Raw genomic sequence first — 24,905 nt, 5'->3', positions numbered from 1 at the left:
GTTCCGGGCGACATCAGCCCGGGGTCGAGGTCCGGGGCGCGGCGATGTTGCCATCCTCCTTGCCGCCGTCCGTCAGGGTCGGTCCGGGGTGGTTCGACGCGTCGTTGGCCCCGTTCGACCAGCCCTTGATGACGAAGCTGAGCAGGATGAAGACGACGCCGGCCGCGATGCCGGCCCAGCCCAGTTTCTCGAACACGCCCAGCGAGGTGCGCAACGCCAGACCGGGGTCCAGGACCTCGCCCCCCACCGTCTCGGTGCCGGCGAAGCCGGCGATGAAGCCGCCGACGAACTGGGCGATCGAGGAGGCCAGGAACCAGACCGCCATCATGAAGCTGACGACGGCGGGCAGGCTGAGCTTGGTGATCTCCGACAGGCCGACCGGCGAGACGAACAGTTCGCCCGTGGTGTGCAGCATATAGAGCAGGCCCAGCAGGATGATCGGCATCTGGAAGGCCGAGTTGGCCATGCCGGCACCCCACACCACGACCATGAAGCCCAGGCCGACCTGCACCAGGCCGAGGCCGAACTTCATCGTCGGATCGGGATCCAGCTTGCGACGGCCGAGCCCCGCCCACAGCGCCGCGAAGATCGGCGCGAAGATCAGGATGAAGCCGGCGTTGAACGACTGGGTCTGGGACGAGGTCATGGTCGTGTCGATCCAGCCCGCGCCGGGTTGCAGACCGGCTGCGGCCAGCTGTTCCGGCGTGCCGAAGGTCAGGCCGAATGCCTGCACGGCCTGCGGGAACAGGTTCAGATCGACGTTGCGATCGGCGAACAGGCTGAGTGAGCTGCCGGCCTGTTCGAACAGGGTCCAGAAAATCACCGCCCCGACGATCAGGACGACGGCCAGCATCATCCGCTGACGCTCTGCCCAGGTTTTGCAGATGGCGGCGAGGATGTAGGCGATGAAGGCCAGCGACGCGACGATCGACAGGCCCAGTGCCGTCCCGACGATGGCCCGATGCTGTATCAGGAAGAAGACGGGGATCACGCCGAGAATGCCGCCGATGTAGATGATCCACTCGCGGTTCAGCGGACCGAGCACCGGTGCCTTCAGCAGTTCAGGTCTTGGCGGTTCGGCCCGGCCCAGGAGCAGCTTCTTGCCGAGGACGAAGACCACGAAGCCTGCCGCCATACCGATCCCGGCGAGGCCGAAGCCATACTGCCAGCCGAAATTCTGTCCCAGATAGCCGCACAGGATGGCCGCCCAGAACGAGCCCAGGTTGATGCCGTAGTAGTAGAGGGTAAACCCGGAATCGCGGCGCGGATCGCCCTGTTCGTACAGCTGACCGACAATGGTGGATATGTTCGGCTTCAGGAAGCCGACGCCCATGATGATCAGCGACACCGCCAGATAGAAGACGTTCACGCCCAGCGGATCGGTGCTGGTCTGGGTTTCATAGGTTCCGGTGGGCAGGACCGCAGGAAGCGACGCCGTCGTCGGCAGGTCCTTGATGGCGATGCCGCCTCCCTCGGCACCACCGAACTTGTAGGTTTTGCCGTCGATCCGGATGCCGACTTCGCTCGCGTCGCCGCGGCCCTCTGACATGATCGAATAGGCCGCGCTGGTGGGCTTGTAGATCAGGGTCTGCGTGGAATCGCGGCCCTCCCAGGCCATCATCCCGTGACCGGCGACCAGCAGAAGCGCGCCGAAGGCGACCGCCTTCCGTGTGCCCAGGAACCGGTCCGCGAGGATGCCGCCCAACAGCGGCAGCAGATAGACGAGCGAAGTGTAGGAGCCGTAGAGCGCCGTCGCCTTGTCGTCTTCAAAGAAGAAATGCTGGGTCAGGTAGAAGACCAGCAGACCGCGCATGCCGTAGTAGGAGAAACGCTCCCACCCCTCGGCGAAGAACAGGATGATCAGGCCGCGCGGGTGGTTCTTCAGGATCTGCAGCAGCACCGGCAGGCCGGTGGCGAAAGTGATCAGCAGACCGGCCAGAATGACGATGTTCACGACGCCGCCCCCCCGGCCATCATGGTCACCGATGTGCGCGGCCGATCCGCCGCGCGCGCCCTGTTCGTCCTGATCAACGCTTCACTCCCATTCCCGCGCCCACCCTGACGCATCGTTGCGGCATAAGCAGCACGACGGGCAAGGCCGGACAAGCCTTATGGGTAACGAAAGCGTCACACGGCATCGGGCGGGGCATCGACCCCCTCGCCTGTTCTGGAGCTTGGGCCAAGAGTTGGATCGGCTTGCACACGCCGCGAGCGAGGAAAGGCCAACGCTCGTTACACAACTCTTGATCATCCTTTATTCGTCTTTGGGTTGTATGAAATGGCGTGGCTCGTGCATGCGGTCCAGATCAGGACGGGCAGCTGTCTCGCCACGGGATTATCCGGATGACCTTCTCGCTTCGCACGATCGACGACGACGACCACGAGGCGCTGAATGCCCTGCATCGCTCGGTGGGCTGGCCCCGGCGCTCGCAGGCCGGATGGCGATGGCTGGCCGACAACCCGGCGCGGCTGGAGGCCGGCGCGCCGGCGGGATGGCTGCTGGAAGCCGACGACGACGGCGAGCCGTGCGGGATGACCGGCAACTTCGTCCAGCGGTTTCACCGTGGCGACGAGACCCTGTATGGGGCGACGGGGTTTTCGATCATCGTCACGTCCCGCGCGCGCGGGCAGAGCCGACGGCTGCTGCGCACGTTCGCCGAACAGCGGGGCGTGTTCGCGCGTTACACCTTCAACGCCAATCCGACCTCAAGCCCGCTGTACAAGCGATACGGCATGGTCGCCTGGCCGCCGACGACGCACGATCTGAAGCTGTCGTGGCGGGTCGACAGCCTGGCCTGCGCGGGGGGGCGTGTGTGGCGCGAGGTCGATCGGCGCGCGCCCAGGCTGATCGATCCGACCCACGAGCGGTTGCTGAACGGGCGCCTGAGGACGGCCGAGCCCCTTTCGCTGCCGGCCGGCGTGGCGGTGGTGTCCGACCTGACCGACCGGTCGCGCTATGGAGATTTCTGGGCCGCGTTGAAAGGCGAAGGGCGGCTGATCGCGGACCGCAGCCCGGCGACGATGCGCTGGCGTCTGAGCGACCCCGACCTGACGCTGCGGCCCCTGCTGCTGGGCTTCAATGCCGGCAAGGCGATCACCGGCTTCGCCATGGCGGTGATGTCCAAGGGCAATCCGATCGAGCCGCCGATGCTGGAGGTGCTGGATCTGGTCGCCCTGAAGGACGAGCCGCGCGCTATTCCCGCCCTGATGGAGGCGCTGATCAAGAACGCCAGGACGCTGGGGGCCGCCAAGGTCCGCATCCAGACCGTCAACGACCATCTGCTGAAGCGTCTGGGGCCGCTGGCCCCGACCGCCCGGCACGAGGGCGGGTGGGGCCACTGTCACGTCCGGTTCGAGCCGGGCACATCGGGCATCGACAGCTGGGCCCCGACGCCGTTCGATGGGGATTATGGCATCTGTCTGAGGCCCGTGCCGGTGGCGGCGGTCGCCGCGCGCCGGGCGGCCTGAGGGTCGCCTGGGGGGCGGAGCCTAGGGCCTGCCGCGCTTCAGCTCGTCGCGGATTTCAGCCAGCAAGGCCTCGGATGCCGTGGGGACGTGCGGGGCCTCGGGCGCGGCGGCCTCGGCGCGCTTCAGCCTGTTGATCGCCTTGACCATCAGGAAGATGACCATGGCCACGATCAGGAACTGGATCATCGTGTTGATGAAGGCCCCATACTGAATCGCGACCAGTTCGATCTCCTCGGTGGCCGGGTTCTCGGGCCGAAGAACGAGTTGGAGGTGCGAGAAATCGACACCCCCCAGCAGAAGGCCGATCGGCGGCATGACCACCTGTTCGACCAGGCTGGTGACGATCTTTCCGAAAGACGCGCCGATGATGACGCCGACCGCAAGGTCGACGACGTTGCCGCGCGAGATGAATTCCTTGAACTCGGACACCAGACCCATCGATGTCGTCTCCAGCTCAGGCGTCGCCGCTGGCGTTCAGCCGCTCGCGCAGCTCCTTGCCGCTCTTGAAGAAGGGCACGGCCTTGGCCGGAACGTCGACGGTCTCTCCGGTGCGCGGATTGCGGCCCGCGCGCGCCGGCCGGGATCGCACCGAAAAGGCACCAAAGCCGCGCAGCTCGACCCGGCCGCCCTCGGCCATGGCCTCGGTCATGCGTCCGAGCACGACGTTCACGACGCGCTCCACCTCGGCATGGGTGAGATGGGTGTTCTCAGCCGCCAGCTTCTCGATCAGCTCAGACTTGATCATGTCCAGGCCCCCGCCCTTTCCTGCTCTGAAGAGCAAATACGGGTGCAACTTCAATCCGGTTGCGAGGGCACCCTAGCCTTCGCTCGCCGGGCGAAAAAGGGGGTTTGATCAGTTTCCGTCAGGGAATGATCGTTAAATGTCGTTAACCGTGCACGGAACAGGCCTGCCAACGAAAACGGGCGGCCGGATCACTCCGGCCGCCCGCATCGTCAGTCATCGGACGGTGGCTCGCCGTCCGACGAACGGGCCTCAAGAAGCGAGGCGCCGCGCGTCGAGCGTCAGGCCACTAGAGCATCAGTCCTGCTTGGCTTTCTCGCGCAGGGCCGCACCCAGGATGTCGCCCAGCGAGGCGCCCGAATCTGAGGATCCGAACTGTTCGATGGCTTCCTTCTCGTCGGCCATTTCGAGGGCCTTGATCGAGACGGAGATGCGGCGGGTGGCCTTGTCGATGCTCGTGATCTGGGCATCGACGCGGTCGCCGACGGCGAAACGCTCGGGGCGCTGCTCGTTCTTGTCGCGGCTGATGTCCGACTTGCGCACGAAGGAGGTGACCGGCGCGTCGTCTTCGCCGAACTTGACCTCGATGCCGCCCGACTCGATGGAGGTGACCGTCACGGTGACGGTCTGGCCCTTCTTGTAGGTGTCGCCGTCGCCGACGGGATCGCCGCCCAGCTGCTTGATGCCGAGCGAGACGCGTTCCTTCTCGACGTCGACGTCCAGGACCTTGGCCTTGACCATCTCGCCCTTGCGGTAGCGCTGGATGGCTTCCTCGCCCGAGACCGACCAGTCGAGGTCGGACAGGTGCACCATGCCGTCGATGTCGTTGTCCAGGCCGATGAACAGGCCGAATTCGGTGGCGTTCTTGACCTCGCCCTCGACGGTCGAGCCGATCGGGTTGGCGGCGACGAAGGCGTCCCACGGATTGTCCTGAGCCTGCTTGAGGCCCAGCGAGATGCGGCGCTTGGAGGCGTCGACATCCAGAACCACGACGTCGACTTCCTGCGAGGTCGAGACGATCTTGCCGGGGTGGACGTTCTTCTTGGTCCAGGACATTTCCGAGACGTGAACCAGGCCCTCGACGCCGGCTTCCAGCTCAACGAAGGCGCCGTAGTCGGTGATGTTGGTGATGCGGCCCGTGTATTTGGCGCCCGGCGGATACTTCGCTTCGACACCGTCCCACGGATCGCTTTGCAGCTGCTTCATGCCCAGGCTGATGCGCTGGGTGTCCGGGTTGATCTTGACGATCTGCACCTGGACGGTGTCGCCGACGGCGAGCACCTGCGACGGGTGGGAGACGCGCTTCCACGACATGTCGGTGACGTGCAGCAGGCCGTCGATGCCGCCCAGGTCCACGAACGCGCCGTAGTCGGTGATGTTCTTGACGACGCCGTCGCGGACTTCACCCTCTTGCAGCTGGCCGACCAGCTCGGTGCGCTGTTCGGCGCGGGCCTCTTCCAGGATCGCACGACGCGAGACGACGATGTTGCCGCGCGGGCGGTCCATCTTGAGAATCTGGAACGGCTGTTCCTTGCCCATCAGGGGTCCGACGTCGCGCACGGGGCGGATGTCGACCTGCGAACCGGGCAGGAAGGCCGAGGCGCCGCCCAGATCGACGGTGAAGCCGCCCTTGACGCGACCGACGATGGCGCCGTTGACCGGCACGCCCTCGGCGAAAACGACTTCCAGACGGGTCCAGGCCTCTTCGCGGCGAGCCTTGTCGCGGCTGATGACGGCTTCACCCAGGGCGTTCTCGACGCGCTCCAGATAGACTTCGACATTGTCGCCGACCTTGGGGACCACGGAGCCTTCGCCGATGGCGAACTCGCGCACCGAGATGCGGCCTTCGGTCTTCAGACCGACGTCGATGATCAGGATGTCCTTTTCGATGCCGACGACGCGGCCGTGAACGACCTGGCCTTCGCCGAGATCGCGGCCTTGCAGTTGTTCGTCGAGCAGCGCCGAAAAGTCGTCGCGCGTGGGGTTGAGGGTATCAGACATGAAGCGGATGCGTTTCCGATGGGGCTATGGCGCACGGCCGGACGGCCCTGCGCGAGGTTGGATTTGAGATGGGTCGTCGGTGTTCGCAGCGAGGTTCGGTCGAACCAGAGCGCCCGCGGAAGCCGAGGATGGGAGCGTTGGATTTGCGATCGGGACCCTAGAGCCCATGCCTCGCGCGCGCCGCCTCGACGATACGGCGGGCCGCATCGAAGGCGCTCTCTATATCCATATCGGTCGTGTCCAGCAAGACGGCGTCGTCGGCCTGCATCATGGGGGCCGAGCCGCGACCCGCGTCGCGCTCATCCCTGCGCTGAATGTCGGCCAGCATGGCTTCGAAGGCGATCGTATCCCCTCGTCCGGTCAGCTGGAGCCAGCGTCGGCGCGCGCGCGTCTCCGGCGTCGCGGTGATGAACAGTTTGGCGGGCGCGTCCGGCGCGATCACGGTGCCGATGTCGCGGCCGTCCAGCACACCGCCGCCCGGCTGGCGGGCGAACGCCTGCTGCAGGTCGAGAAGGGCCGCGCGTACGCCGGGATGCCCCGCGACCTGGCTGGCCGCCTCGCCCGCCTCGCCGGTCGTCAGGGCCGGATCGTCCGACACGCGTTCGGCATCCAGCGCGCGCGCAGCCGCCTCGGCCGCCTGCTCGTCCCCCAGATCACCGCCGCTGGACAGAACATCCAGCCCGACGGCGCGGTACAACAGGCCCGTGTCCAGGAACGGCAGGCCATAGTGGGCGGCCAGGCGCGAGGCGATGGTGCCCTTTCCGGACGCGGCGGGTCCGTCGACGGCGATGATGAAGGGGGTGGTCAAGCGGCGGGCTTCATGCGGACGGGGGCCAGGCGCAGGCCAAGGGCCTGCATCACCTTGAAGATGGTGGCGAGTTCAGGACGCCCCTCCGCGCTGAGCGCACGGTACAGGGCCGTGCGAGACAGCTCGGCGTCCTCCGCCATCTTCGTCATGCCCTTGGCGCGGGCGACCGTGCCCAGGGCGTTCGTGATTATGCCGGGATCACCGTATTCGGCGGCGTCCTCGAACGAGGCGACCAGGTATTCCTCGACATCCTCGGGCGACTGGATGAAGTCGGCGGCGTCCCAGGGCCGGGTCTCAATCGTCATGGTTCATCGCCTCCAATATCGTCTGGGCCCGGCGAATATCCCGCGCCTGGCCATCCTTGGCGCCACCGCACAACAGCACGACCCAGGCTGAATTCCGCCGCCCCAAATAGACCCGATAGCCGGGCCCATAGTGGATACGGAGTTCGCTGACACCCGCACCGACCGACTTCACGTCACCCCAATGGCCAGCCGCGAGGCGATCGATCCGGGCCGAAATCCTCATCGCGCCATTGCGATCCCGCAAAGCATCGAGCCACGCGGCGAAGACGGCCGTACGCTCGATCTGGACGGGCCGACTGTCGTCTATAGGCGACATTTCGTCAAGCCCCGACGTCGCCGCCCAGCCCGCGCATCATCTCGACGAAGCCTGGAAAACTGGTGGCGATCATGTCGGGTTCGTCGACGCTCACGGCCCGCTCAGCCGCCAGGCCCAGCACCAGGTGGCTCATGGCGATGCGGTGGTCGTGGGCGGTGTGGACCGTCGCGCCGCCGGGCACAGCCCCTCCGGTGACGATGAAGCCCTCGGGCTCCTCCTCCACCGCCACGCCGCAGGCGCGCAGACCGTCGACCATCAGGCGGATCCGGTCGCTTTCCTTGACCCGCATTTCGCCGACGCCGCGCATGACCGTGATGCCAGAAGCGAAGGCGGCGGTGGCGGCCAGGATCGGGTATTCGTCGATCATCGAGGCGGCGCGGCCTTCCGGGACAACGACCCCTTTCAACGCTGAGTGCCGCGCGGTGATGTCTCCGACGTCCTCTCCGCCCGAGACGCGACGGTTGGCGATGGTCAGGTCGGCGCCCATCTCGATCCAGGTATCGAACAGGCCGGTGCGCAGGGGGTTCAGCATCACGCCTTCGACCGTGACCTCAGATCCCGGGACGATCAGCCCGGCCGCGAGCGGGAAAGCCGCCGACGACGGATCGCCGGGCACGGAGACGACGGTCCCGATCAGGGCCTGGCCTCCCCGAAGGCGGATCACCCAGCCCTCGCCGCCAGATACAGGAATGGCCTCGACATCGACGGTCGCGCCGAAGGCCCGCAGCATCCGTTCGGTATGATCGCGGCTCTTCTCCGGCTCGGTGATGGAGGTGACGCCGTCGGCGTTCAGCCCGGCCAGCAGAATGGCGGACTTTACCTGGGCCGAGGCGACGGTCTGGACGTGATCGATGGCGTTCAGCGTCCCGCCGGTCAGGGTCGCGGGCAGCAGACCCGACCTGCCGCTCCAGTCGAACCTCGCGCCCATGCGGGTCAGATGATCCGTCACACGGCCCATGGGGCGGCCGCGAAGGGAGGCGTCGCCATCGAACGTCGCCGAGATCGGATAGCCGGCCGCCGCCCCCATCAGCAGGCGCACGCCCGTCCCGGCATTGCCGCAGTCGATCACGCCCGCCGGGGTCTGGAACGCGCCGCGCCCGGTCACCCGCCAGCGTCCGCCGCCGAGTTTCTCGACCGTCGCCCCGAAAGCCTCGGCCGCACGCGCGGTGGCCAGGACGTCGTCGCCTTCCAGCAGACCGTCGACCTCGGTCACGCCGGTGGCCATGGCCCCCAGGATCATCGCGCGGTGAGACATGGACTTGTCGCCCGGCGCCCGCACGGTTCCTCTCAAGGAATGGCCGGGGCGCGCGGTCAGATGAGAGGCGTTGGAGGCCACGAAAGGCTCCATGGATGTCGGTGTGGGAGAAAGCGGGCATGGCCACGCCAAAGACGGCTTTTGACAGCGGCCCCCCATGGTGGCAAGGGACGCGGCCGAAATCCCCTCCTCTCCATCCAAAGGTCTCCATCACCCGTGGCCGATCCCAAACTTGGCGCCAAGCAGGTCTGTCCGAACTGCCAGGCCAAATTCTACGACCTCCAGCGCCGTCCGGCGCACTGCCCGAAGTGCGACACCGAGTTCGATCCCGAGGAAGCCATCAAGCTGCGCAGCCGTCGCGGCCGTCCGGGTGGCTATGCCGCCGACGACGCAGAGGATCAGGTCGTCGAGAAGAAGGCGACCGACGACGAGGATGAAGAAGACGAGGCCGTGGTCACGCCCGAGATCGACCAGGAAGGCCACGAGCCGATCCTGACGCCCGACGACGAGGACGACGACACCGCTGACGCGGCCGACGCCCCCGGCATGGGCGCTGCCGACGGCGACGACGACGACGATGTTCTGGCCGACGACGACGACGACGATTCCGTGCCCTTCATCGAGGACGAGGACGACGACGCCTTCGACGGCGACGTCGTCAAGGGCGGCAAGGACGACGATCTCTAGGACGGTTTGCCACGCGGTCGCGCGGCTTGAGGCCGGGCAGGTTGGTCGGCCTATCGCCCTTCGGGCGACTTGAGGCCGGTTGAATTCGGCCGGTCTCAAGCGCGCGAAACCTCTGCGAAAATAAAAGGCGGAACCGGGTTGATCTGCAAATCGACCCGACATAGGTTCCGCCGCCTCGCCGGGGGCCACACCAGACCCGGCGTTCTGGACCGCGAGGTTCCGGGGCTTTAGCTCAGCTGGTAGAGCGCTTGCATGGCATGCAAGAGGTCAGCGGTTCGACTCCGCTAAGCTCCACCAACGAGGGCCGTCCGGGCAGCCGGGCGGCCCTCGCCAATTCCGGCTCCGGCTTGATGCGGCCGGGTGGCTTCCCATATGAATTCCGACGCCGGGCCTCGCCGATCGCGGGGGGCCGGGCGTGGTCGCTTGTTCGAGGACTGATGACGATGACCACCCGACCCGTGCTGTTCGACAGCCCGTTCCTGCTGGGTTTCGACCAGACGCGCGCCCTGATCGACCGGGCCGCGAAGGCGGCGGCGGAAAGCTATCCCCCCTATAATGTCGAGCAGCTGGGCGAGAGCGCGGTCCGCATTTCGCTGGCAGTCGCCGGGTTCGCGCCCGACGACCTGGCCATCACGCTGGAAGGCCGCCAGCTGACCATCGCCGGCAAGCGAGAGCCGGGTCCGGATCAGGCCTTCCTGCACCGGGGCATCGCCGCCCGGGGGTTCGTGCGCAGTTTCGTCCTGGCCGACGGGTTGGAAGTCGAGGGCGCGCAGTTGGAACACGGCCTGCTGCATGTCGATCTGAAACGGCCCGAGCAGGCCCAGACGGTCCGGCGCATCCCGATCAGCGTCGGCTGATCCCACCCACGATTTCGTGACGCTTCGACGCGGCGGCGAACCGGCCGCGCGATGGGGCGTTCCCCACTCTGAAAAGGAGGCGGTCTTGATGACGCCGATGATGACAAAGGAAGATTTCGCCGGACTGGGAGCGCCAGACCTGGTCTATGTGCGCGAGATCAGCGCCGCCGATGTGCTCGCCGACACCCCGATCGCGGAAGCCAAGGGGCTGATGATCGATCCGGACCAGACGCTTTATGCCGTCCACAGCGCTGACGGCGAGCGGCTGGCCGTGATGCTGGACCGCGATACCGCGTTCGCGGCCGCCGTCGCGCATGAACTGGCACCCGTCTCGGTGCACTAGCCTTCTAGACTGTCAGGCTGCGGTCGCGGGAAGACGGGCGTCGCGCACGAACAATGCATGGATCGCATCCACCGTGCGCGCCTGCCGCAGCTGCTCGCGCATCTCGGACGACCGCAGGGCGCGCGATGCGGCCGCCAGTGCGCGCAGATGCTCCGTGCCGCTGCTGGGGGGCGCGAACAGGGCGAGCATCAGGTCCACCGGACGATCATCGACGGCGTTGTAGCCGACCGGGGTATCGAGACGCACGAACACCGCGCGCACGCTGTCCAGATCCTTGAGGCGGGCGTGGGGGATCGCAACGCCCGAACCCAGACCGGTCGATCCCAGCGCCTCGCGCTCCATGAGGGCGTCGAAAATCTTCGATTCCTCAATGCCCATGCATTGGGCGGCCACGCTAGCCACGGTTTGCAGGGCCTGACGCTTGGAGGACGCGCCGCCTTTCAGAACGATACCGTCCCGGATCAGCAGTTCACCGATATCCATGATCGTGGCGACTCATACTGGAGTTTGGCAAAACCCACCGAGTCGGCGGGTCCGGGGCGCGCGCCGTCTAGACGGTTCGCGCCCCTTTGGAAAGGCTTATGCGCCAGAACCGTTTACAGTTCCGTGTCCATTCAAGGACGCGGTGCGCTCAGGGTCGATCCAGCCCACATTTCCGTCCGGGCGGCGATAAACCACCGACAGTCCACCATGCGCCGCATTGCGGAACAGGACGACCGGATAGCCCGTCATGTCCAGTTCCAGCACCGCGCGTCCGACCGTGATGGTCCGGATTTCCGAAACGCTTTCCGCGATCACCATGCCCACGGGCGGTGGGCCGTCCTGATCGGTGTCTCCGAAGGTGTCGTCCTCCACCGTGTCGGGATCGCGCAGGACGATGCTGCGGGCGACCTCTCGGGCCGCCATCTCGGTCTTCTCGGGCGACAGGCCCTTGGGGCCGATGTGGTGATCCTTCAGCCGGCGCTTGTAGCGGCGCACGCGCTTTTCCAGCTTTTCGAGGCTGTCGGTGAACGCGGCATGGGCATCGCCACCCAGGCCGGTCGTCACCAGGGCCTGTCCGGAGGCGAGGCGGACCCAACAGTCCACCTTGAAGCCATGGCCGTCCTTGGACACCACGACCTCGGCGTTTTCACCGCCGCGTTCGAAGTATTTTCCGACGCCCTCTTCGAGTTCCTGGGAGATGCGCGAGCCTAACGCTTCGCCTACATCCACGTGCTTGCCGCTCACTTGCACTTGCATGAGGGTAGAACGCGACCGGGCGGCAAAGGTGTCAACGGCGAACACCGATTTCACGGTAACGCTTCCGCGATTGAGCGCGGGCAGCAAGCCGCCGCGCCGCAAGCGCCGGCCCTCCGGTCAGCCCGTCTTCAGCAGCCGGCGGCGCTCGACCGACGAGGGAATGCGCAGCGCTTCCCGATACTTGGCCACGGTGCGGCGAGCGATGTCGATGCCCGCCTCCTTCAGGATCTCGACGATCCGGTCGTCACTGAGAACATCGCCGACCGTGCCTTCGTGGTCGATCATCGACTTGATCCGGTGACGGACGGCTTCGGCCGAATGGGTCGCGCCGCCGTCGGTGGCCTGGATGGCGGCGGTGAAGAAGAACTTCAGCTCGAACACCCCGCGCGGGGTCGAGACGTATTTGTTCGAGGTGACGCGGCTGACGGTGCTCTCGTGCATGCCGATGGCGTCGGCGACGGTCCTCAGGTTCAGGGGACGCAGGAACTCGACGCCGAAGGCCAGGAAGGCGTCCTGCTGGCGCACGATCTCGGAGCCGACCTTCAGGATGGTCTTCGCCCGCTGGTCCAGCGACTTGACGAGCCAGTTGGCCTGGGCCGCGCAATCGGCGACGAAGGCCTTTTCAGTCTCCGAGCGGGCGGCGGCCGAGACGGTGGCGTGATAGCGTTTGTCGACCAGCAGGCGCGGCAGTGTGTCGGTGTTCAGCTCCACCCGCCAGCCGCCGGCCGGGTCGGGGCGGACGTGGACGTCGGGGATCACGGTCTGGGCGACTTCGCCGGCGAAGCCCGCGCCGGGGCGAGGCGTCAGGGCCTTCAGCTCCGAGATCATCTCGGCCATGTCCTCCGCATCGACGCCGCAGGCCGCGCGCAGGGCGACCAGGTTTCGGCGGGCCAGGAGTTCCAGATTGTCCAGCATGATCGCCATCGCCGGGTCGAAGCGGTTGCGCTCGATCAGCTGCAGCTTCAGGCATTCCGGCACCGAGCGAGCCATGACGCCGGTGGGTTCGAACCCCTGGCAGATCGCCAACACCGCCTCGACACGGGCGAGGTCGCAGCCCAGCCGGTCGGCGATCTCGGCCAGTTCGCCGCGCAGGTAGCCGCCGTCGTCGACCCCGTCGATCAGGCTGAGCGCGATGGCATGGTCGGTGGTCGAGAAGCCCGCCGTTGAGGCCTGGGCCTGCAGATGTTCCCACAGGGTGGGGTCGTGGCGGTCGGGACGTTCGCCGCCATCGCCGTCGTTGAACGAGCCGCCCTTGCCCGCCGCCGACCAGTCGGACAGGCCGGGCTGTTCGGCCGCCTCGTCCGACAGCCGATCCGAGGTGCGTTCGCCCGGCGTGGCATCGCCATAGACGTCGTCCTCGCGCGCATCGACGGTCGAGGAGCGGTCGGGGGCCTCGGCGTCGGAGAAGCTGAGTTCGCTGGTGTCGGTGGGGGCCTCGCGGCCTTCGTCGGGCGTGCCCTCGGCTTCCTCGCGCTGGAGCAGCGGATTCTTTTCCAGCTCGGCGTCGACGTATTCGTCCAGTTCCTGGTTCGACAGCTGCAGCAGCTTGATGGCCTGCTGCAGCTGGGGCGTGATGACCAGCCCCTGCCCCTGGCGAACCTCCAGCCTCTGACCGATCACCGCGCCACCCCCGATGCGCCGGACCGACGTGGCCCGGAACTTGCTGTCAGGATGAAGGCGAGCGGTTAACGGCGGCTTTCGATGGCCCGCTTAACCACCCTTGTTCGCCGGGGCTTCATGGCGGGCGTGCGACGCTGCGGGATCGAACGACCGCGACGAGCGCGAAATGACCCTGTTCCGCCCCCTGCTCCGCTATGCCGACTTCAAGGGTCGCGCGAGCCGGGGCGAGTTCTGGCTGTTCTCCCTGTCCCAAGGCGTCTGGTACGCCTTCCTGAGCGGACTGGCGGTCAGTGCGATGAGCCAGGGCGACACCGCCAGGGCGTCGCCGGGCGTGCTGATCGCGGCCGGACTGATCGCTGTCAGCGTCTTTGGACTGATCGTTCCGAACTATTCGGTGCTGGTTCGACGGCTGCACGACACAGGGCGGGGGGCGGTGTGGCTGCTTCTGCTGGCACCCAGTATCGCCAGCGCCTCTCTGACCCTGGCCACGGTGGGGACGGCGGTCGGCTCCGTGGGTCTGGGGGCCAGCCGCGAGGTCTTCGTGGGCACGATGCTGGCGGGGCTTGGCACGGCCGGAATGCTGGGCCTGGCCGGTATGCTGGGGCAGATGGTGATGGGGGTGCTGATCCTGCTGCCCGGCACGCGGGGCGAGAACCGGTTCGGCCCGGACCCCCGCGATCCGACGGCACGGTATGGCAGCGACAGCGGTGGGACCGTCTATGACGACGCCCGGCTGGAGGCCCTGTTCGCCGAGGCGAAGCGGGCGAACGGCGAGCCGGAAACCGTCGGTCGGCCCGCGATTGAACCGCACGCGCCGGCCCGGGCGGGCTGGTCAGCGGGCCATGGCGCGACGGCCACGCCGGTGTTCGGACGACGCGGCAGCTGAGACCGGCGCCCCCGACGTTTTTCCATCGGTTCAGTCTGGCCTAACAAGGGATGCGATCGCTAAGGCCCGCCGCATGACCCCCGGCACCATCGCGATCCTGTCCCTGAGCATGTCCACCGACGCCTTCGCGGCGGCGGTCGGGCGCGGCGCGTCGCGCCGGCCGTCATGGCAGGGGGCGGTCAAGGCCGGGATGGTGTTCGGCGTCGTCGAGGCGATCACGCCGCTGATCGGCTGGACGCTGGGCCTCATCGCCGCCGGGCTGGTGCAGCAGGTGGATCACTGGATCGCCTTTGGCCTGCTGGCCCTCGTCGGCGGCAAGATGATCTGGGAAGCCTGCAAGCCCGCGTCGGCACAAGGCGTGAAGGATGGGCCTTCGCCGGTCGGGCCATGGGCGCTGGTGGCCACCGCCATCGGCACCAGCATAGACGCAGCGGCGGTCGGGGTGGGGCTGGCCTTTCTGGGGGTCAACATCTGGATCATCGCGGCCTGCATCGGCCTGACGACCTTTGTCCTGACCACGATCGGCATGCTGATCGGGCGCGCGTTAGGTGTCCGCTTCGGCAAGGTGGCGGAGCTGATCGGCGGGCTGGCCCTGATCGGGGTAGGAACCGCGATCCTGGTCGAGCACCTGGGGCTGATCGCCCGGTAGCGGGTAGGCCGAAAACGGGATGACGACGCTCGATCTTGCCGCGCCGCCATCCCCGGTCGTCGTCAGCCCTTTCTGAAGCGGATGGTGAAACGGACGATACCCCCAGGCTGACCGCCCGGCTGTGGCGCGAGCTTCGCCTGCTCCGCGGCGGCGATCGCGGCAGTTCCGAACCCGATACCTGCCGGAGTCTCATCGATCACCGAGCAACCAGAGACGGTGCCGACAGCGGAGACCGTGCATGACAGATCGACCTCAGCTTCCGTGGTATCTCCAGCTTGACTGGGCCATTGCGGAGCGGGAGGGCTCGCCCAGGTCGGATTGGTTATCGCGCGGGGCTCGATCGCCCGATCCTGGGTCAGCGGCACCGACCGAGACGGAGCGCCGGTGCCGGCCGCTTCGGCTTTTGTGGCCGAACCGGGAATCCGCGCGGCAGGCATCGGCATTGCCTGGTCCGGGGAACTGACGGCAGGGCTTACGGCTCGGGTGACGGCGGTAACGCCGACGGCCATGGTGACACTCTGACCTTGGGCGGCGACGGCGAGCGAGCCGGTGCAGGCCAAGGTGGCGATCGCGACACAGGAGGCCACCGTGACAGACCGCGTCCGCAGACCTGCCGGAGGCGCTTGGTTCAGGATGGCATTCAAACGCTTCATGGCGAATATCCTCTTGCTGCTGGTGAAAGTCAGGGCGGGTTGAAAGGATCGCGGTGGCTGTGCCCGCAGCGCCTCGACAAGGGCGCGTGCATAGACGCGCCGATCCGCTTCACCGCCGCTCGAGAGCACCAGGGCGTCGCAGGCTTCTTCCCGAGCGGCCGCGCGGCGATCCCGGATCGCCCGGATCGCGGGATTGATGGCGAAGACGATCGACAGGATTTCCTCGATCCAAAGCGAGCGGTGATCGGCGCGTGCCATATGCGCCAACTCATGGGCGCCGATCATCCGTGTAGCGGGCGCGTGGGGTTGGGCCGCCAACGCATCCGGCAACAACAGAAGGGGTCGCGCGAAGCCAGTCAACAACGGGCCAGTGGCATCCGCCACGATCCTGACGCGCGGCACCGAAAACCCGAACGTGTAGGCCGCTTGCTCGACGACAGCGACCAAAGGCGCTCCGGCCGGGCGGGAGCCGCGGACCACGCACCTCAGGCGCGCCACCCGGACAGCCAGCGACACGCCCTTGATCGACGAGGTCAGGACAGCGAGCGCCAGAAGCCCCGTTGCCAAGGCCCCGCCATCGAACCAGGAGGCCAGTCCCGCCGCGTCCGCGTTCGCCTGCAAGGACAGGCTCAGAAACGGGAGGGTCGCCACGCCGGCCGGAGCCGCGCTCGACACGGGCATCAGGATTGACAGACCAACAACAGCGGGCGGGATGACAGTGGCATAAAGGGCCATGCCCCAAACGCGCTCCCTTATCTCCGAATCCCGCACATGACATTCGATGGCCAGTCCGATCAGCCATGCCGCGCCCCCCACGAGGGATGACAGGACCAGGGATGCCGCGATCAACTCACTGACCGTCACGATCACCTCCGTCCGCCTCTTCGGCCGCGCCCAAGAGCGCCTCCAGCTCCGCGACTTCAGACTCGTTCAGCAGCTGGCTGCCCGAAAAGGTCGCCGCCGGAAGAGCACGATCCATATCGAGCAGGGCCGAAAATCGCTTCGTCAGGCCGCTGACGATCGTCATTTTCGACTGGGCGTTCTGATAAACGGCCATCCCGTGAACCTCTTGGCGCACCACGAGGCCCTTGGTTCTCATCCGTTCCAGCACAGTGCGCGTGGTCGACAGGCTCCAGTCGAGCGGTCCGGAAACACGGTCGTGAACCTCGCGCGCGGAAAGCCGTCCACTGCGCCAGAAGCATTTGAGGATTTCCAGCTCAGTATCGCTGGGTTGCGGGTCGGACTGCGACATGGGACATCCTCGTTCAGAGGAACGCTACATGTGTAGCGTGCATATGTCAAACGTCGCCAATCGCCGCGTCGTGTCGCGGGTCAGCCGTAGAGGTCGCCCAGGTAGACGCGGCGGACTTCGGGGTCGTGCACGATCTCGTCCGCCGTGCCTTCGAAGAGGACGGCTCCGTTCGAGATGATCGAGGCGCGGTCGATGATGTCCAGCGTCTCGCGCACATTGTGGTCGGTGATGAGGACGCCGATCCCCTCGCCCGCCAGATAGCGGATGACCTGGCGGATGTCGGCGATGGCCAGGGGGTCGATGCCGGCGAAGGGTTCGTCCAGCAGCATGAAGCTGGGCTTGCCGGCCAGGGATCGGGCGATCTCGACCCGGCGACGCTCGCCGCCCGACAGGCCGGTGGCGGGGGCGTGGCGCAGGTGCTGGATGTTGAGTTCCTCCAGCAGGCGGGTGGTCTCGACCTCGATGGCGCGGCCGGTCTCGCGCAGCTCGACCACGGCCTTGACGTTGTCCTCGACCGTCATGCCGCGAAAGATCGAGGCTTCCTGGGCCAGATAGCCCAGGCCCATGCGCGAGCGCTGGTACATCGGCTGGGCCGTGATGTCCTCGCCATCCAGCCAGATGGTGCCGCTGTCGGGCGGGATCAGGCCGGTGATCATGTAAAAACAGGTCGTCTTGCCGGCCCCGTTGGGTCCCAGCAGACCCGCCACCTCGCCCCGCTGCACCGTCAGGGAGACGTCGGCCACGACCTGACGCGCGCCGAACGCGCGGGCGATGTTCTGGACCCGCAAGCCCCGCGCCGGCACCTGGGCGGGCACGGGCGTCGCGGACGGGCGGTCGTCCAGGTTGAGGGCGGAAAGTTCCTTGCGGGCCATGCGGGTGCGTCGCCGAGCCGAGGCTCAGTTCGACCCTTCGGGATAGAAGACGCCGCGCACGCGACCGGCGTTGGAACCCGCCCCGCCCCCCTGGATCTGGGCCTGGCCGGTATCGACGTTGTAGGTCAGGCTGCCGCCGGTCAGGACGTTCTGGCCCTGGGTCAGGATGACGTCGCCGGTCACGGTCACCGTGGCGTTGGCGACGGTATAGACGGCGCGGTCGCCGCGGATCGTCTCATTGGGCGTAACGTAATAGACGTCGCCCGTGGCTTCGATGCGGGTAAGGCCGCCCGAGGCATCGCGCGCGCCCTCGATGGCATTGGCGCGAAGGCGGTTCTGACCCTGCTGGATTTCGGCCCGACCCCGCAGGGAAATGCCGGTGTTGGTGATGTCGCCCGAGTCCGCACCGAACCCGATGGGCGCGTTCGAGGCATTGGGCCGGGTCTGGGCCACCGCCATGCCGCCGAGGCCCAAGGCGGTGACGGCCGCGCCGATCGCGAGAATGCTGGTCGTCTTCATGTCATCCACCGGAAGAAGGGCTGATCGTGCCCTGCACCTTGTTGTCGCCAGAACCCCTGAACACGACCCGTTCGCCCTGTTCATAGATGGCATAGGACGTTGCCCGGATGGTTCCAAGAGGGCCGCTGCCCTGCACGCCCTTGTCGCCCGTCACCACGCCGGTCGCCGTATCGACCACGGCCTCGGGCGTCGTCAGGGTGAACCCGGAGCCGCCGTCGGAAATCCGGACGTTCGGGCCGATGGTGACAGTGCGCCCCGTCTCGTTATAGATGCCGGCGTCGGCGGTCAGTTCGGTGATCTTGGTCCCCCCAAGGTTCAGACGCAGCAGTGGGCCGTTCAGGCGGAACCGCCCGGTCGCCGGATCGCGCACGGCCCCCTGCGCGCCGATGACGAAGCTGCGCCCTTGCGCGTCCTGACCGTGGAACATGGGCTTTTCGAGGGTGATCTCCTTCGATTCGCTGGCATTGCGCTCGACGCCCGACATCACGGTACGGAACACCGTCCAGGTCAGGGCCCCGCCCGCCAGGACCACGATCAGGATCGGCAGCAGGCGGCGATACAGCTGAACCCGGCGCGAGCGCGCGCGCCAGCGCGTGGCCTCGGCGGCCAGCCGGGCTTCGTCGGCGCTTCTGCGATCGTCTGCGGGGGCCGGTTCGGTCATGTGTGGGCGAAGATGTCCATCTCGTCCCAGCCGCGCAGGTCCAGGCGGGCGCGCGTCGGCAGGAAGTCGAAACAGGCCTTGGCCAGCGCCATTCGGCCCTCGCGCACCAGCATCTCGTTCAGGCGGCGCATGATGACGTGCAGGTACAGGACGTCGGAGGCGGCATAGTCCAGCTGGGCTTGGGAAAGCTCGGCCGCACCCCAGTCGGACGACTGCTGGGCCTTCGACAGGTCGATGCCCGCCATCTCGCGCGCGACATCCTTCAGGCCGTGTCGGTCCGTGTAGGTGCGGGCCAGTTTCGAGGCGATCTTGGTGCAATAGACGGGCCCGGTCTCGACCCCCAGGTGCAGTTCGACCATCGCGATGTCGAAGCGGCCGAAGTGGAAAATCTTCAGCACGTCGCGGTCGGCCATCAGTCGCTTCAGGTTGGGGCAGTCGTAGCCGGGGCGCGACAGCCGCACGACGTGGGCGTCGCCGTCGCCCGCCGACAGCTGGACCACGCACAGCGGGTCGCGACGAAACCGAAGCCCCATGGTCTCGGAATCGACGGCGACCTCGTGGCCGAGATCGAGGTCGTCGGGCAGGTCGCCCTCATGCAGATAAACGGTCATGGGGTGGCTTTAGCTTAGCGAGGAGCGTGAGGCGAGGGTCGAGCCCTTCCCCCATTCTTCATGGGGGAAAGCGGTCCGGCGCTGGCGGAGCCAGCCAGGACCGATGGGGGAAGTCCTGTCTTGCTTTGCAGAGGGACGATCAAGTTCCCCCATCCGTCCTGGTCTCGCTTCGCTCGAAGACGGACGGCTTTCCCCCGCAAAGCGCGGGGGAAGGGCTTGAACCAAAACGGCGCCGCATCTTGCGATGCGACGCCGTTCGAAACTGGTGCCCAGGAGAGGACTCGAACCTCCACGACATTTCTATCACTGGCACCTGAAGCCAGCGCGTCTACCAATTCCGCCACCTGGGCCCCGTTCGAATGCGACAAGACTGTCGTGTTCGACCGGAAGGCGCGGACCCTTAAGGCAGTGCCCCCGTGCGGTCAACACGGTTTTGGAGGCTTTCGGAGCCCCTGCGCCAAGCGTCCGCGTTGCGACCCGGCCGCCCATCGTCTATCCCCGCGCCACAAGGCCCGCGCGGGCTTTTCCAAGACCTTTCAGGATCGCTCCCCATGTCCGAATTCTCTCCCGGTCTGGTCACCGTTTTCGGCGGGTCCGGCTTCGTCGGGACCCAGGCCGTCCGCGCCCTGGCCAGGCGCGGCTGGCGGGTGCGGGTGGCGGTCCGGAAACCGCATTTGGCGCAGGACCTGCGCATCCTGGGTGACGTGGGCCAGATCCAGCCCGTCCGCTGCGACATCACAAAGCCCGCCGACGTGGCCGCCGCGCTGAAGGGGGCCGACGCCGCCGTCAACCTGGTCGGCCTGCTGTTCGAAGCCCCCGGGCGCGGCTTTGACGCCGCCCATGTGCAGGGCACCCGCAATATCGCCGAAGCCTGCGAGGCCGCGGGCGTCGTCCGGTTCGTGCACGTCTCCGCCATCGGGGCCGACGTGAACTCCGAGGCCGACTATGGCCGTTCCAAGGGCGAGGCCGAAGCGGCGGCGCGCGCGGTCAAGCCGGACACGGTGATCCTGAGGCCCTCCATCGTGTTCGGGACCGGCGACGGCTTCCTGAACCGGTTCGCGCAGATGGCGGGCACCGCGCCCGCCCTGCCCCTGATCGGTGGTGGCAAGACGAAATTCCAGCCGGTCTGGGTCGGCGACGTGGCCGAGGCCATCGCGCGCGGCGTGACCCGGATCGACGCGGCGGGCCGCACCTTCGAGCTGGGCGGACCCGAGGTCTGGTCGTTCAAGGACATCCTGAAATACATCCTGCGCGAGACCGGCAAGTCGCGCCTTCTGGCCCCCCTGCCCGTCTTCGTGGCGGCGACCATGGGTCGGGCGATGCAGCTGTCCAGCCTGGTCGGCATTCCGCCCGTGCTGACGCGCGACCAGGTGCTGATGCTCAAGGTCGACAACGTGGTCTCACCCGGCACCGAGGGCTTGGCGGCCCTGGGCATCGAGCCGACGGGGCTGGAGGCGATCGCCCCGTCCTACCTCTGGCGCTATCGCCGGGGCGGGCAGTTCGCCCGGAACCCGGCTGCGGCACGCGAAGAGACCGCTGAACCCGTCTAGAGCAGCCGGATTTCCTTCAGCCGCTCGGTCAGGAAGTCCTCGGCCATGATCGACTTGCCGGCATAGCGGTCCGGGTTCTCGGGCGTGATCGTGGACGGCAGGGTCTCGATCACGAAGTCCGGGTTGAAGTGCAGGAAGAACGGCGTCGAATAGCGGGCGAAGCTGGCGCGCTCGGGGGCCGGATTGACCACCCGGTGGCTGGTCGAAGGCAGGACGTGGTTTGTCAGCCGCTGCAGCATGTCGCCGATGTTGACCACCAGGGCTCCCGGCGGGGGCGCGACCTCCAGCCACTCGCCGTCCGCGTCCTTCAGCTGCAGACCAGCTTCCTCGGCCCCCAGCAGAAGCGTGATGACGTTGATGTCCTCGTGCGCGCCGGCCCGGACGCCCGATGCCCCGGCGGGCACGGGCGGATAGTGCAGCATCCGCAGCACCGAGTTGCCCAGCTCGACCTTGTCCTCGAAATAGTCGTCGCCGAGGTCCATGTAGCGGGCGATGGCCTTCAGGATGCGGCGGCCCAGGGCATCGAGAGCCTCGAACATGCCGTACAGGTGATCCCGGAACCCAGGCACCTCGGTCGGCCAAAGGTTGGCGCGCATGTAGCGGCCATAGGCGTGGCCGGCGGGCAGTTCGCGGCCCGTATGCCAGAACTCCTTCAGATCGACCGCCTTGGCGTCCTTGGCCGCCTCGGTGCCGAACGGCGTCAGGCCGCGCGCCCCGCCCGTGCCCGGCTGGTGATAGGCGCGCTTGACGTCTTCGGGCAGGGCGAAGAAGGCCTTGGCGTCGGCGATGGCGGCCTCGATCACCCCCTCGTCCAGCCCGTGATCGGACACGACGGCGAATCCGTACCGCTTGAACGAGGTGCCCAGAGCGTCGCTGAATCCCTGGAAATCGGCGTCGTAGCGAGACATCGATACCGGGATGATGCCCCGGGGGGACAGGGTCTCAGTCGGCTGATGGAGGGTGGTCGTCACGGCATGGCCTTTCGAAGAGCGGTCGATCCGCGCGCCGTTTCCGGAACGCGGGTCGGTTCTTACATCCTGTCCGGCGAAATTGGCAGTTCAGGGTCGCGATGCGGCGTTTCGTCGGTCTTGTTCATGCCCCGGTCAGGTCGGAACCTTCACCATAAGGTCGCGTTCACACGGCACTGGATTCCAGAAGGAAGAAATATAATGCGCACCAATCTGATCGTCACGAGCCTGGGCGTCGTCGCCATGCTGGGGGCCTCGGCCTGCACCACCATGGACCCGTACAGCTCCACGCCCCAGCGCAACAACACCGCTACAGGGGCCATCGCCGGAGCCTTGGGCGGCGCGGTGCTGGGCTATCTGACCAACACCTCGAACGGCGAGCAGGGCCGTCGCAACGCCCTGATCGGCGCGGGCGTGGGCGCCCTGGGTGGGGCGGCCGTCGGAAGCTATATGGATCGCCAGCAACGCGCGCTGGAAGCCGAGCTGTCGGGCACCGGCGTCGGCGTGGCGCGCCAGGGCGACAACCTGGTCCTGCGCATGCCCTCGGACGTCACCTTCGCGGTGAACCAGTCCAACATCGAGCCGCGCTTCGACGCCGTTCTGTCCGATGTGGCCGGGGTGCTGCAGGAGTATGACCGGTCGGTCGTCGATATCGTCGGCCACACCGACTCCTCGGGCGGGGACGCGATCAACCAGCCCCTGTCGGAGCGCCGCGCCCTGGCGGTCGCCGATGCCCTGATCGCCCGCGGCGTGCTGCGCGAACGCCTGTATGTCGCGGGCCAATCGTCGCGCGTGCCCGTCGCGTCGAACGCCACCCCCGAGGGCCGGGCCCAGAACCGTCGCGTCGAGATCCTGATCCGCCCCTTCACGGGCTGATTTCGACCCACGACGTTGAAAACACACGGGTCCGTGACTTGCGTCGCGGACCCGTTCGTGGTCCCTGATGTCTGACGACTCGGGGGAGCCACATGGACCAGAACGGCGATTTCGGCACGGGCGCGCGGATGATCGCCGCCGCCTTGGTGTCCGCCGTCGTGACCGCGACCCTGGTCATCGCCATCGGCCAGTCGATCCTCGAGCGTAGGCCGGTCGCTGCGGCGGCGTCACAGCCCCTGCTGATCCGCACCGCCGGCTGAGCGCTTGCGGGAATCAGGGTGTCGGCGTCTGCTGACGCCGTGACACGTATCGCCCTCTCCGCACCCGACCTGGCACCCGACGACCGGGCTAGACTGATCCAGACCTTCGACGAGGGCTGGGTGTCCTCGGCCGGCCCGGTGGTCGAGGAATTCGAGCGCGCCTTCGCAGACACCGTCGGACTGGCCCATGCGACGGCGACATCGTCCGGCACGGCCGCCCTGCATCTGGCGCTGCACATGCTGGACCTGAAGCCCGGCGATGCCGTCATCGCCCCGACCCTGACCTTCATCGGGGGCGTGGCCCCCATCGTCCATGCGGGGGCGCGGCCGATCTTCGTGGATTGCTCGCCGGGCGACTGGAACCTCGACCCGGCGCTGCTGGATGCCGCCTTCGAGCGGGCCCGCGCTGAGGGCCTGACGGTCCGTGCCATCGTGCCCGCGGATCTTTATGGCCAATGCTGCGACATCGCCGCGATCCGCGCCATCGCCGACGAACGCCAAGTGCCGGTGATCCTGGACTCGGCCGAGGCGGTCGGTGCCTTGATCGGAAAGCGACACGCCGGGCACGATGCCTCGGCCGCCGCCTTTTCCTTCAATGGCAACAAGATCATCACGACCGGTGGCGGCGGCATGCTGGCCTCGGACGATGCGGCCTTGATCGCCCGGGCGAAGTCGCTGGCGGCGGCCGCGCGGGTCCCGGCGGTCCACTACGAACACGCCGAGGTCGGCTTCAACTCCCGGATGCTCAGCCTGTCGGCGGCGCTGGGACTGTCGCAGTTGCCGACTCTCGACGCGAAGGTGGCGCGTCGCCGGGCGATCTTCGACCACTACCGACACCGCCTCGGCGGCCGTCGCGGCCTGGCGTTCGCGCCCGAGGCCCCGGGCCGGCGCCACACCCGCTGGCTCACGGCCATGGTGCTGGACCCCGCGATCACGAGAGTCGGCGCCGAACGCCTGCGTCTGGCGTTGGCTGAAACCGACATCGAGGCGCGGCCGGTGTGGAAGCCAATGCATTTGCAGCCGGTCTTCCGCGATGCGCCCATCGTCCAGACCGGCGTGGCCGAGACGCTGTTCGCCCACGGCCTGTGCCTGCCGTCAGGCAGTGCCCTGACCGAGGCCGACATCGACCGGGTGTGCGACGTCATCGAGGCGACGCTGGACGCCTGACGTCTTTTAGCCTGCGGTCGCGAACCTGTCGGCGATGGCTTTTGCGGTTGGGTTGAGGGCTTTTGGTTCGTGGTAGTTTCCGTTGACCTGGGTGCGGTCGATGACGTGGGCGCGGAAGCGGGTGAACAGGTCGGGGTCGGGGGTCTGTGGGTCGGTCCAGAAGGCGTCGATGGATTGCTGGTCGGTCAGGCCGTCGAAGTCGAAGAAGGCCTCGCCCAGGACCTTGACCGGGGTCTTGAAGCCCAGGGCCGACAGGGCGGCGGATGAGTTGTTGACCACCATGCCGTTGGAGGCGCGGCACAGCTGGGCCAGGTTGCCGCCGTCGATGAAGTCGACCCGG

29 protein-coding genes and 2 tRNA genes are annotated in these 24,905 nt (G+C 67.4%); 11 read left to right on the top strand and 20 right to left on the bottom strand.

All coding sequences use genetic code 11. The features are described 5' to 3' along the window. Positions 1 to 13: 13 nt before the first annotated feature. Positions 14 to 1,954: a peptide MFS transporter gene (locus AC1DW4_RS00155; protein ID WP_477015209.1), complete on the bottom strand. Its 1,941-nt coding sequence runs from the start codon at positions 1,952 to 1,954 to the stop codon at positions 14 to 16. Between the two features lie 389 nt (positions 1,955 to 2,343). Here AC1DW4_RS00155 and AC1DW4_RS00150 point away from each other — a divergent pair, with 389 nt between their 5' ends. After that, positions 2,344 to 3,468 carry an N-acetyltransferase gene (locus AC1DW4_RS00150; RefSeq protein ID WP_477015208.1) on the top strand — a complete coding sequence of 375 codons (1,125 nt, stop codon included), beginning with the start codon at positions 2,344 to 2,346 and terminating at the stop codon, positions 3,466 to 3,468. A gap of 21 nt (positions 3,469 to 3,489) precedes the next feature. Here AC1DW4_RS00150 and mscL read toward each other — a convergent pair whose 3' ends face one another. The 7 genes from mscL to aroA all read right to left on the bottom strand — a co-directional run bounded on the left by mscL (position 3,490) and on the right by aroA (position 8,976). Then, a complete protein-coding gene (mscL, locus tag AC1DW4_RS00145) occupies positions 3,490 to 3,906 on the bottom strand; it encodes a large-conductance mechanosensitive channel protein MscL (RefSeq protein ID WP_477015207.1) in 417 nt (138 codons plus the stop codon). Between the two features lie 16 nt (positions 3,907 to 3,922). After that, positions 3,923 to 4,213, bottom strand: a complete 291-nt coding sequence (locus AC1DW4_RS00140; protein ID WP_477015206.1) for an integration host factor subunit beta — start codon at positions 4,211 to 4,213, stop codon at positions 3,923 to 3,925. A 294-nt stretch (positions 4,214 to 4,507) separates the two neighbouring features. After that, positions 4,508 to 6,211, bottom strand: coding sequence for a 30S ribosomal protein S1 (rpsA, locus tag AC1DW4_RS00135; RefSeq protein ID WP_477015205.1), 1,704 nt, complete (start codon positions 6,209 to 6,211; stop codon positions 4,508 to 4,510). Positions 6,212 to 6,368: 157 nt separating this feature from the next. Next, positions 6,369 to 7,019 carry a (d)CMP kinase gene (gene cmk / locus AC1DW4_RS00130; RefSeq protein WP_477015204.1) on the bottom strand — a complete coding sequence of 217 codons (651 nt, stop codon included), beginning with the start codon at positions 7,017 to 7,019 and terminating at the stop codon, positions 6,369 to 6,371. After that, on the bottom strand, positions 7,016 to 7,324 hold the full coding sequence (locus tag AC1DW4_RS00125) for an addiction module antidote protein (protein ID WP_477015203.1): 309 nt from the start codon (positions 7,322 to 7,324) through the stop codon (positions 7,016 to 7,018). Before AC1DW4_RS00125 ends, cmk begins: the two co-directional genes overlap by 4 nt. Next, positions 7,314 to 7,640 (bottom strand): type II toxin-antitoxin system RelE/ParE family toxin, encoded by a 327-nt coding sequence (locus tag AC1DW4_RS00120; protein WP_477015202.1) that lies wholly within the window; start codon positions 7,638 to 7,640, stop codon positions 7,314 to 7,316. The genes AC1DW4_RS00125 and AC1DW4_RS00120 overlap by 11 nt, the downstream gene beginning before the upstream one ends. A gap of 4 nt (positions 7,641 to 7,644) precedes the next feature. Beyond that, positions 7,645 to 8,976 (bottom strand): 3-phosphoshikimate 1-carboxyvinyltransferase, encoded by a 1,332-nt coding sequence (gene aroA, locus AC1DW4_RS00115; protein WP_477015201.1) that lies wholly within the window; start codon positions 8,974 to 8,976, stop codon positions 7,645 to 7,647. A gap of 135 nt (positions 8,977 to 9,111) precedes the next feature. Between aroA and AC1DW4_RS00110 the strand changes: the two genes are divergently transcribed. The 4 genes from AC1DW4_RS00110 (at position 9,112) to AC1DW4_RS00095 (ending at position 10,782) form a co-directional block, all read left to right on the top strand. After that, positions 9,112 to 9,582, top strand: a complete 471-nt coding sequence (locus AC1DW4_RS00110) for a TIGR02300 family protein (RefSeq protein ID WP_477015200.1) — start codon at positions 9,112 to 9,114, stop codon at positions 9,580 to 9,582. A 221-nt stretch (positions 9,583 to 9,803) separates the two neighbouring features. After that, positions 9,804 to 9,879: transfer RNA gene (locus AC1DW4_RS00105), tRNA-Ala, on the top strand. Between the two features lie 146 nt (positions 9,880 to 10,025). Then, positions 10,026 to 10,439: an Hsp20 family protein gene (locus AC1DW4_RS00100; RefSeq protein WP_269514764.1), complete on the top strand. Its 414-nt coding sequence runs from the start codon at positions 10,026 to 10,028 to the stop codon at positions 10,437 to 10,439. Between the two features lie 88 nt (positions 10,440 to 10,527). Further along, positions 10,528 to 10,782, top strand: coding sequence for a DUF1150 family protein (locus AC1DW4_RS00095; protein ID WP_477015199.1), 255 nt, complete (start codon positions 10,528 to 10,530; stop codon positions 10,780 to 10,782). A gap of 12 nt (positions 10,783 to 10,794) precedes the next feature. Here AC1DW4_RS00095 and AC1DW4_RS00090 read toward each other — a convergent pair whose 3' ends face one another. From AC1DW4_RS00090 to rpoN, 3 genes are all read right to left on the bottom strand, one after another. Then, complete coding sequence (locus AC1DW4_RS00090; protein WP_477015198.1) at positions 10,795 to 11,265, bottom strand: PTS sugar transporter subunit IIA; 471 nt, start codon at positions 11,263 to 11,265, stop codon at positions 10,795 to 10,797. Positions 11,266 to 11,361: 96 nt separating this feature from the next. Further along, positions 11,362 to 12,021 carry a ribosome hibernation-promoting factor, HPF/YfiA family gene (gene hpf, locus AC1DW4_RS00085; RefSeq protein WP_477016191.1) on the bottom strand — a complete coding sequence of 220 codons (660 nt, stop codon included), beginning with the start codon at positions 12,019 to 12,021 and terminating at the stop codon, positions 11,362 to 11,364. Between the two features lie 117 nt (positions 12,022 to 12,138). Next, on the bottom strand, positions 12,139 to 13,641 hold the full coding sequence (rpoN, locus tag AC1DW4_RS00080; RefSeq protein ID WP_477015197.1) for an RNA polymerase factor sigma-54: 1,503 nt from the start codon (positions 13,639 to 13,641) through the stop codon (positions 12,139 to 12,141). Positions 13,642 to 13,807: 166 nt separating this feature from the next. Between rpoN and AC1DW4_RS00075 the strand changes: the two genes are divergently transcribed. Continuing rightward, positions 13,808 to 14,527 carry a DUF805 domain-containing protein gene (locus AC1DW4_RS00075; RefSeq protein ID WP_477015196.1) on the top strand — a complete coding sequence of 240 codons (720 nt, stop codon included), beginning with the start codon at positions 13,808 to 13,810 and terminating at the stop codon, positions 14,525 to 14,527. Between the two features lie 73 nt (positions 14,528 to 14,600). Next, positions 14,601 to 15,176, top strand: a complete 576-nt coding sequence (locus AC1DW4_RS00070; RefSeq protein ID WP_477015195.1) for a manganese efflux pump MntP — start codon at positions 14,601 to 14,603, stop codon at positions 15,174 to 15,176. A 62-nt stretch (positions 15,177 to 15,238) separates the two neighbouring features. On the opposite strand, the gene AC1DW4_RS00065 is transcribed toward AC1DW4_RS00070, so the two are convergent. The 7 genes from AC1DW4_RS00065 to AC1DW4_RS00035 all read right to left on the bottom strand — a co-directional run bounded on the left by AC1DW4_RS00065 (position 15,239) and on the right by AC1DW4_RS00035 (position 20,094). Then, positions 15,239 to 16,699, bottom strand: a complete 1,461-nt coding sequence (locus tag AC1DW4_RS00065; RefSeq protein WP_477015194.1) for a M56 family metallopeptidase — start codon at positions 16,697 to 16,699, stop codon at positions 15,239 to 15,241. Then, complete coding sequence (locus AC1DW4_RS00060; protein ID WP_477015193.1) at positions 16,680 to 17,081, bottom strand: BlaI/MecI/CopY family transcriptional regulator; 402 nt, start codon at positions 17,079 to 17,081, stop codon at positions 16,680 to 16,682. Before AC1DW4_RS00060 ends, AC1DW4_RS00065 begins: the two co-directional genes overlap by 20 nt. Positions 17,082 to 17,161: 80 nt before the next feature. Next, the gene (gene lptB, locus AC1DW4_RS00055) at positions 17,162 to 17,953 is read right to left on the bottom strand and encodes an LPS export ABC transporter ATP-binding protein (RefSeq protein ID WP_477015192.1); all 792 of its coding nucleotides are present in this window, start codon (positions 17,951 to 17,953) and stop codon (positions 17,162 to 17,164) included. 24 nt (positions 17,954 to 17,977) lie between these two features. Continuing rightward, positions 17,978 to 18,472 (bottom strand): LptA/OstA family protein, encoded by a 495-nt coding sequence (locus AC1DW4_RS00050; RefSeq protein ID WP_477015191.1) that lies wholly within the window; start codon positions 18,470 to 18,472, stop codon positions 17,978 to 17,980. A 1-nt stretch (position 18,473) separates the two neighbouring features. After that, a complete protein-coding gene (lptC, locus tag AC1DW4_RS00045; RefSeq protein ID WP_477015190.1) occupies positions 18,474 to 19,133 on the bottom strand; it encodes an LPS export ABC transporter periplasmic protein LptC in 660 nt (219 codons plus the stop codon). Then, positions 19,130 to 19,744 carry a ribonuclease D gene (locus AC1DW4_RS00040; protein ID WP_477015189.1) on the bottom strand — a complete coding sequence of 205 codons (615 nt, stop codon included), beginning with the start codon at positions 19,742 to 19,744 and terminating at the stop codon, positions 19,130 to 19,132. Before AC1DW4_RS00040 ends, lptC begins: the two co-directional genes overlap by 4 nt. Before the next feature lie 263 nt (positions 19,745 to 20,007). Continuing rightward, a tRNA-Leu gene (locus AC1DW4_RS00035) sits at positions 20,008 to 20,094 on the bottom strand. A gap of 201 nt (positions 20,095 to 20,295) precedes the next feature. Here AC1DW4_RS00035 and AC1DW4_RS00030 point away from each other — a divergent pair. Continuing rightward, positions 20,296 to 21,294: a complex I NDUFA9 subunit family protein gene (locus AC1DW4_RS00030; protein ID WP_477015188.1), complete on the top strand. Its 999-nt coding sequence runs from the start codon at positions 20,296 to 20,298 to the stop codon at positions 21,292 to 21,294. On the opposite strand, the gene AC1DW4_RS00025 is transcribed toward AC1DW4_RS00030, so the two are convergent. After that, positions 21,291 to 22,232: an isopenicillin N synthase family dioxygenase gene (locus AC1DW4_RS00025; RefSeq protein WP_477016190.1), complete on the bottom strand. Its 942-nt coding sequence runs from the start codon at positions 22,230 to 22,232 to the stop codon at positions 21,291 to 21,293. The genes AC1DW4_RS00030 and AC1DW4_RS00025 overlap by 4 nt on opposite strands. A 231-nt stretch (positions 22,233 to 22,463) precedes the next feature. Here AC1DW4_RS00025 and AC1DW4_RS00020 point away from each other — a divergent pair, with 231 nt between their 5' ends. The 3 genes from AC1DW4_RS00020 to AC1DW4_RS00010 all read left to right on the top strand — a co-directional run bounded on the left by AC1DW4_RS00020 (position 22,464) and on the right by AC1DW4_RS00010 (position 24,565). Then, positions 22,464 to 23,138 (top strand): YiaD family glycine zipper/OmpA-like lipoprotein, encoded by a 675-nt coding sequence (locus AC1DW4_RS00020; protein WP_477015187.1) that lies wholly within the window; start codon positions 22,464 to 22,466, stop codon positions 23,136 to 23,138. Between the two features lie 92 nt (positions 23,139 to 23,230). Continuing rightward, positions 23,231 to 23,398 (top strand): hypothetical protein, encoded by a 168-nt coding sequence (locus AC1DW4_RS00015; protein WP_477015186.1) that lies wholly within the window; start codon positions 23,231 to 23,233, stop codon positions 23,396 to 23,398. A 39-nt stretch (positions 23,399 to 23,437) separates the two neighbouring features. Beyond that, entirely contained in the window at positions 23,438 to 24,565 is a 1,128-nt protein-coding gene (locus AC1DW4_RS00010) for a DegT/DnrJ/EryC1/StrS family aminotransferase (protein ID WP_477015185.1), read from the top strand. Positions 24,566 to 24,571: 6 nt separating this feature from the next. Here the strand turns inward: AC1DW4_RS00010 and AC1DW4_RS00005 are convergent. Then, on the bottom strand, positions 24,572 to 24,905 hold a 334-nt coding region (locus AC1DW4_RS00005), incomplete at its 5' end, for a capsular polysaccharide export protein, LipB/KpsS family (RefSeq protein ID WP_477015184.1).

It is taken from the genome of Brevundimonas sp. P2_A6 (genome assembly GCF_056404975.1).
This window is presented reverse-complemented; position numbering and strand designations above follow the sequence as displayed.

What these genes read in the sequence shown, in the direction of transcription:
- lptB (WP_477015192.1), bottom strand. Translation starts at nt 17,953, where the DNA reads ATGGCCCGCAAGGAACTTTCCGCCCTCAACCTGGACGACCGCCCGTCC.
- AC1DW4_RS00015 (WP_477015186.1), top strand. Translation starts at nt 23,231, where the DNA reads ATGGACCAGAACGGCGATTTCGGCACGGGCGCGCGGATGATCGCCGCC.
- AC1DW4_RS00040 (WP_477015189.1), bottom strand. Translation starts at nt 19,744, where the DNA reads ATGACCGTTTATCTGCATGAGGGCGACCTGCCCGACGACCTCGATCTC.
- AC1DW4_RS00090 (WP_477015198.1), bottom strand. Translation starts at nt 11,265, where the DNA reads ATGGATATCGGTGAACTGCTGATCCGGGACGGTATCGTTCTGAAAGGC.
- AC1DW4_RS00095 (WP_477015199.1), top strand. Translation starts at nt 10,528, where the DNA reads ATGACGCCGATGATGACAAAGGAAGATTTCGCCGGACTGGGAGCGCCA.
- mscL (WP_477015207.1), bottom strand. Translation starts at nt 3,906, where the DNA reads ATGGGTCTGGTGTCCGAGTTCAAGGAATTCATCTCGCGCGGCAACGTC.
- AC1DW4_RS00020 (WP_477015187.1), top strand. Translation starts at nt 22,464, where the DNA reads ATGCGCACCAATCTGATCGTCACGAGCCTGGGCGTCGTCGCCATGCTG.
- rpsA (WP_477015205.1), bottom strand. Translation starts at nt 6,211, where the DNA reads ATGTCTGATACCCTCAACCCCACGCGCGACGACTTTTCGGCGCTGCTC.
- AC1DW4_RS00100 (WP_269514764.1), top strand. Translation starts at nt 10,026, where the DNA reads ATGACCACCCGACCCGTGCTGTTCGACAGCCCGTTCCTGCTGGGTTTC.
- AC1DW4_RS00125 (WP_477015203.1), bottom strand. Translation starts at nt 7,324, where the DNA reads ATGACGATTGAGACCCGGCCCTGGGACGCCGCCGACTTCATCCAGTCG.
- AC1DW4_RS00050 (WP_477015191.1), bottom strand. Translation starts at nt 18,472, where the DNA reads ATGAAGACGACCAGCATTCTCGCGATCGGCGCGGCCGTCACCGCCTTG.
- AC1DW4_RS00070 (WP_477015195.1), top strand. Translation starts at nt 14,601, where the DNA reads ATGACCCCCGGCACCATCGCGATCCTGTCCCTGAGCATGTCCACCGAC.
- AC1DW4_RS00150 (WP_477015208.1), top strand. Translation starts at nt 2,344, where the DNA reads ATGACCTTCTCGCTTCGCACGATCGACGACGACGACCACGAGGCGCTG.
- hpf (WP_477016191.1), bottom strand. Translation starts at nt 12,021, where the DNA reads ATGCAAGTGCAAGTGAGCGGCAAGCACGTGGATGTAGGCGAAGCGTTA.
- AC1DW4_RS00030 (WP_477015188.1), top strand. Translation starts at nt 20,296, where the DNA reads ATGTCCGAATTCTCTCCCGGTCTGGTCACCGTTTTCGGCGGGTCCGGC.
- AC1DW4_RS00060 (WP_477015193.1), bottom strand. Translation starts at nt 17,081, where the DNA reads ATGTCGCAGTCCGACCCGCAACCCAGCGATACTGAGCTGGAAATCCTC.
- AC1DW4_RS00075 (WP_477015196.1), top strand. Translation starts at nt 13,808, where the DNA reads ATGACCCTGTTCCGCCCCCTGCTCCGCTATGCCGACTTCAAGGGTCGC.
- AC1DW4_RS00120 (WP_477015202.1), bottom strand. Translation starts at nt 7,640, where the DNA reads ATGTCGCCTATAGACGACAGTCGGCCCGTCCAGATCGAGCGTACGGCC.
- lptC (WP_477015190.1), bottom strand. Translation starts at nt 19,133, where the DNA reads ATGACCGAACCGGCCCCCGCAGACGATCGCAGAAGCGCCGACGAAGCC.
- AC1DW4_RS00140 (WP_477015206.1), bottom strand. Translation starts at nt 4,213, where the DNA reads ATGATCAAGTCTGAGCTGATCGAGAAGCTGGCGGCTGAGAACACCCAT.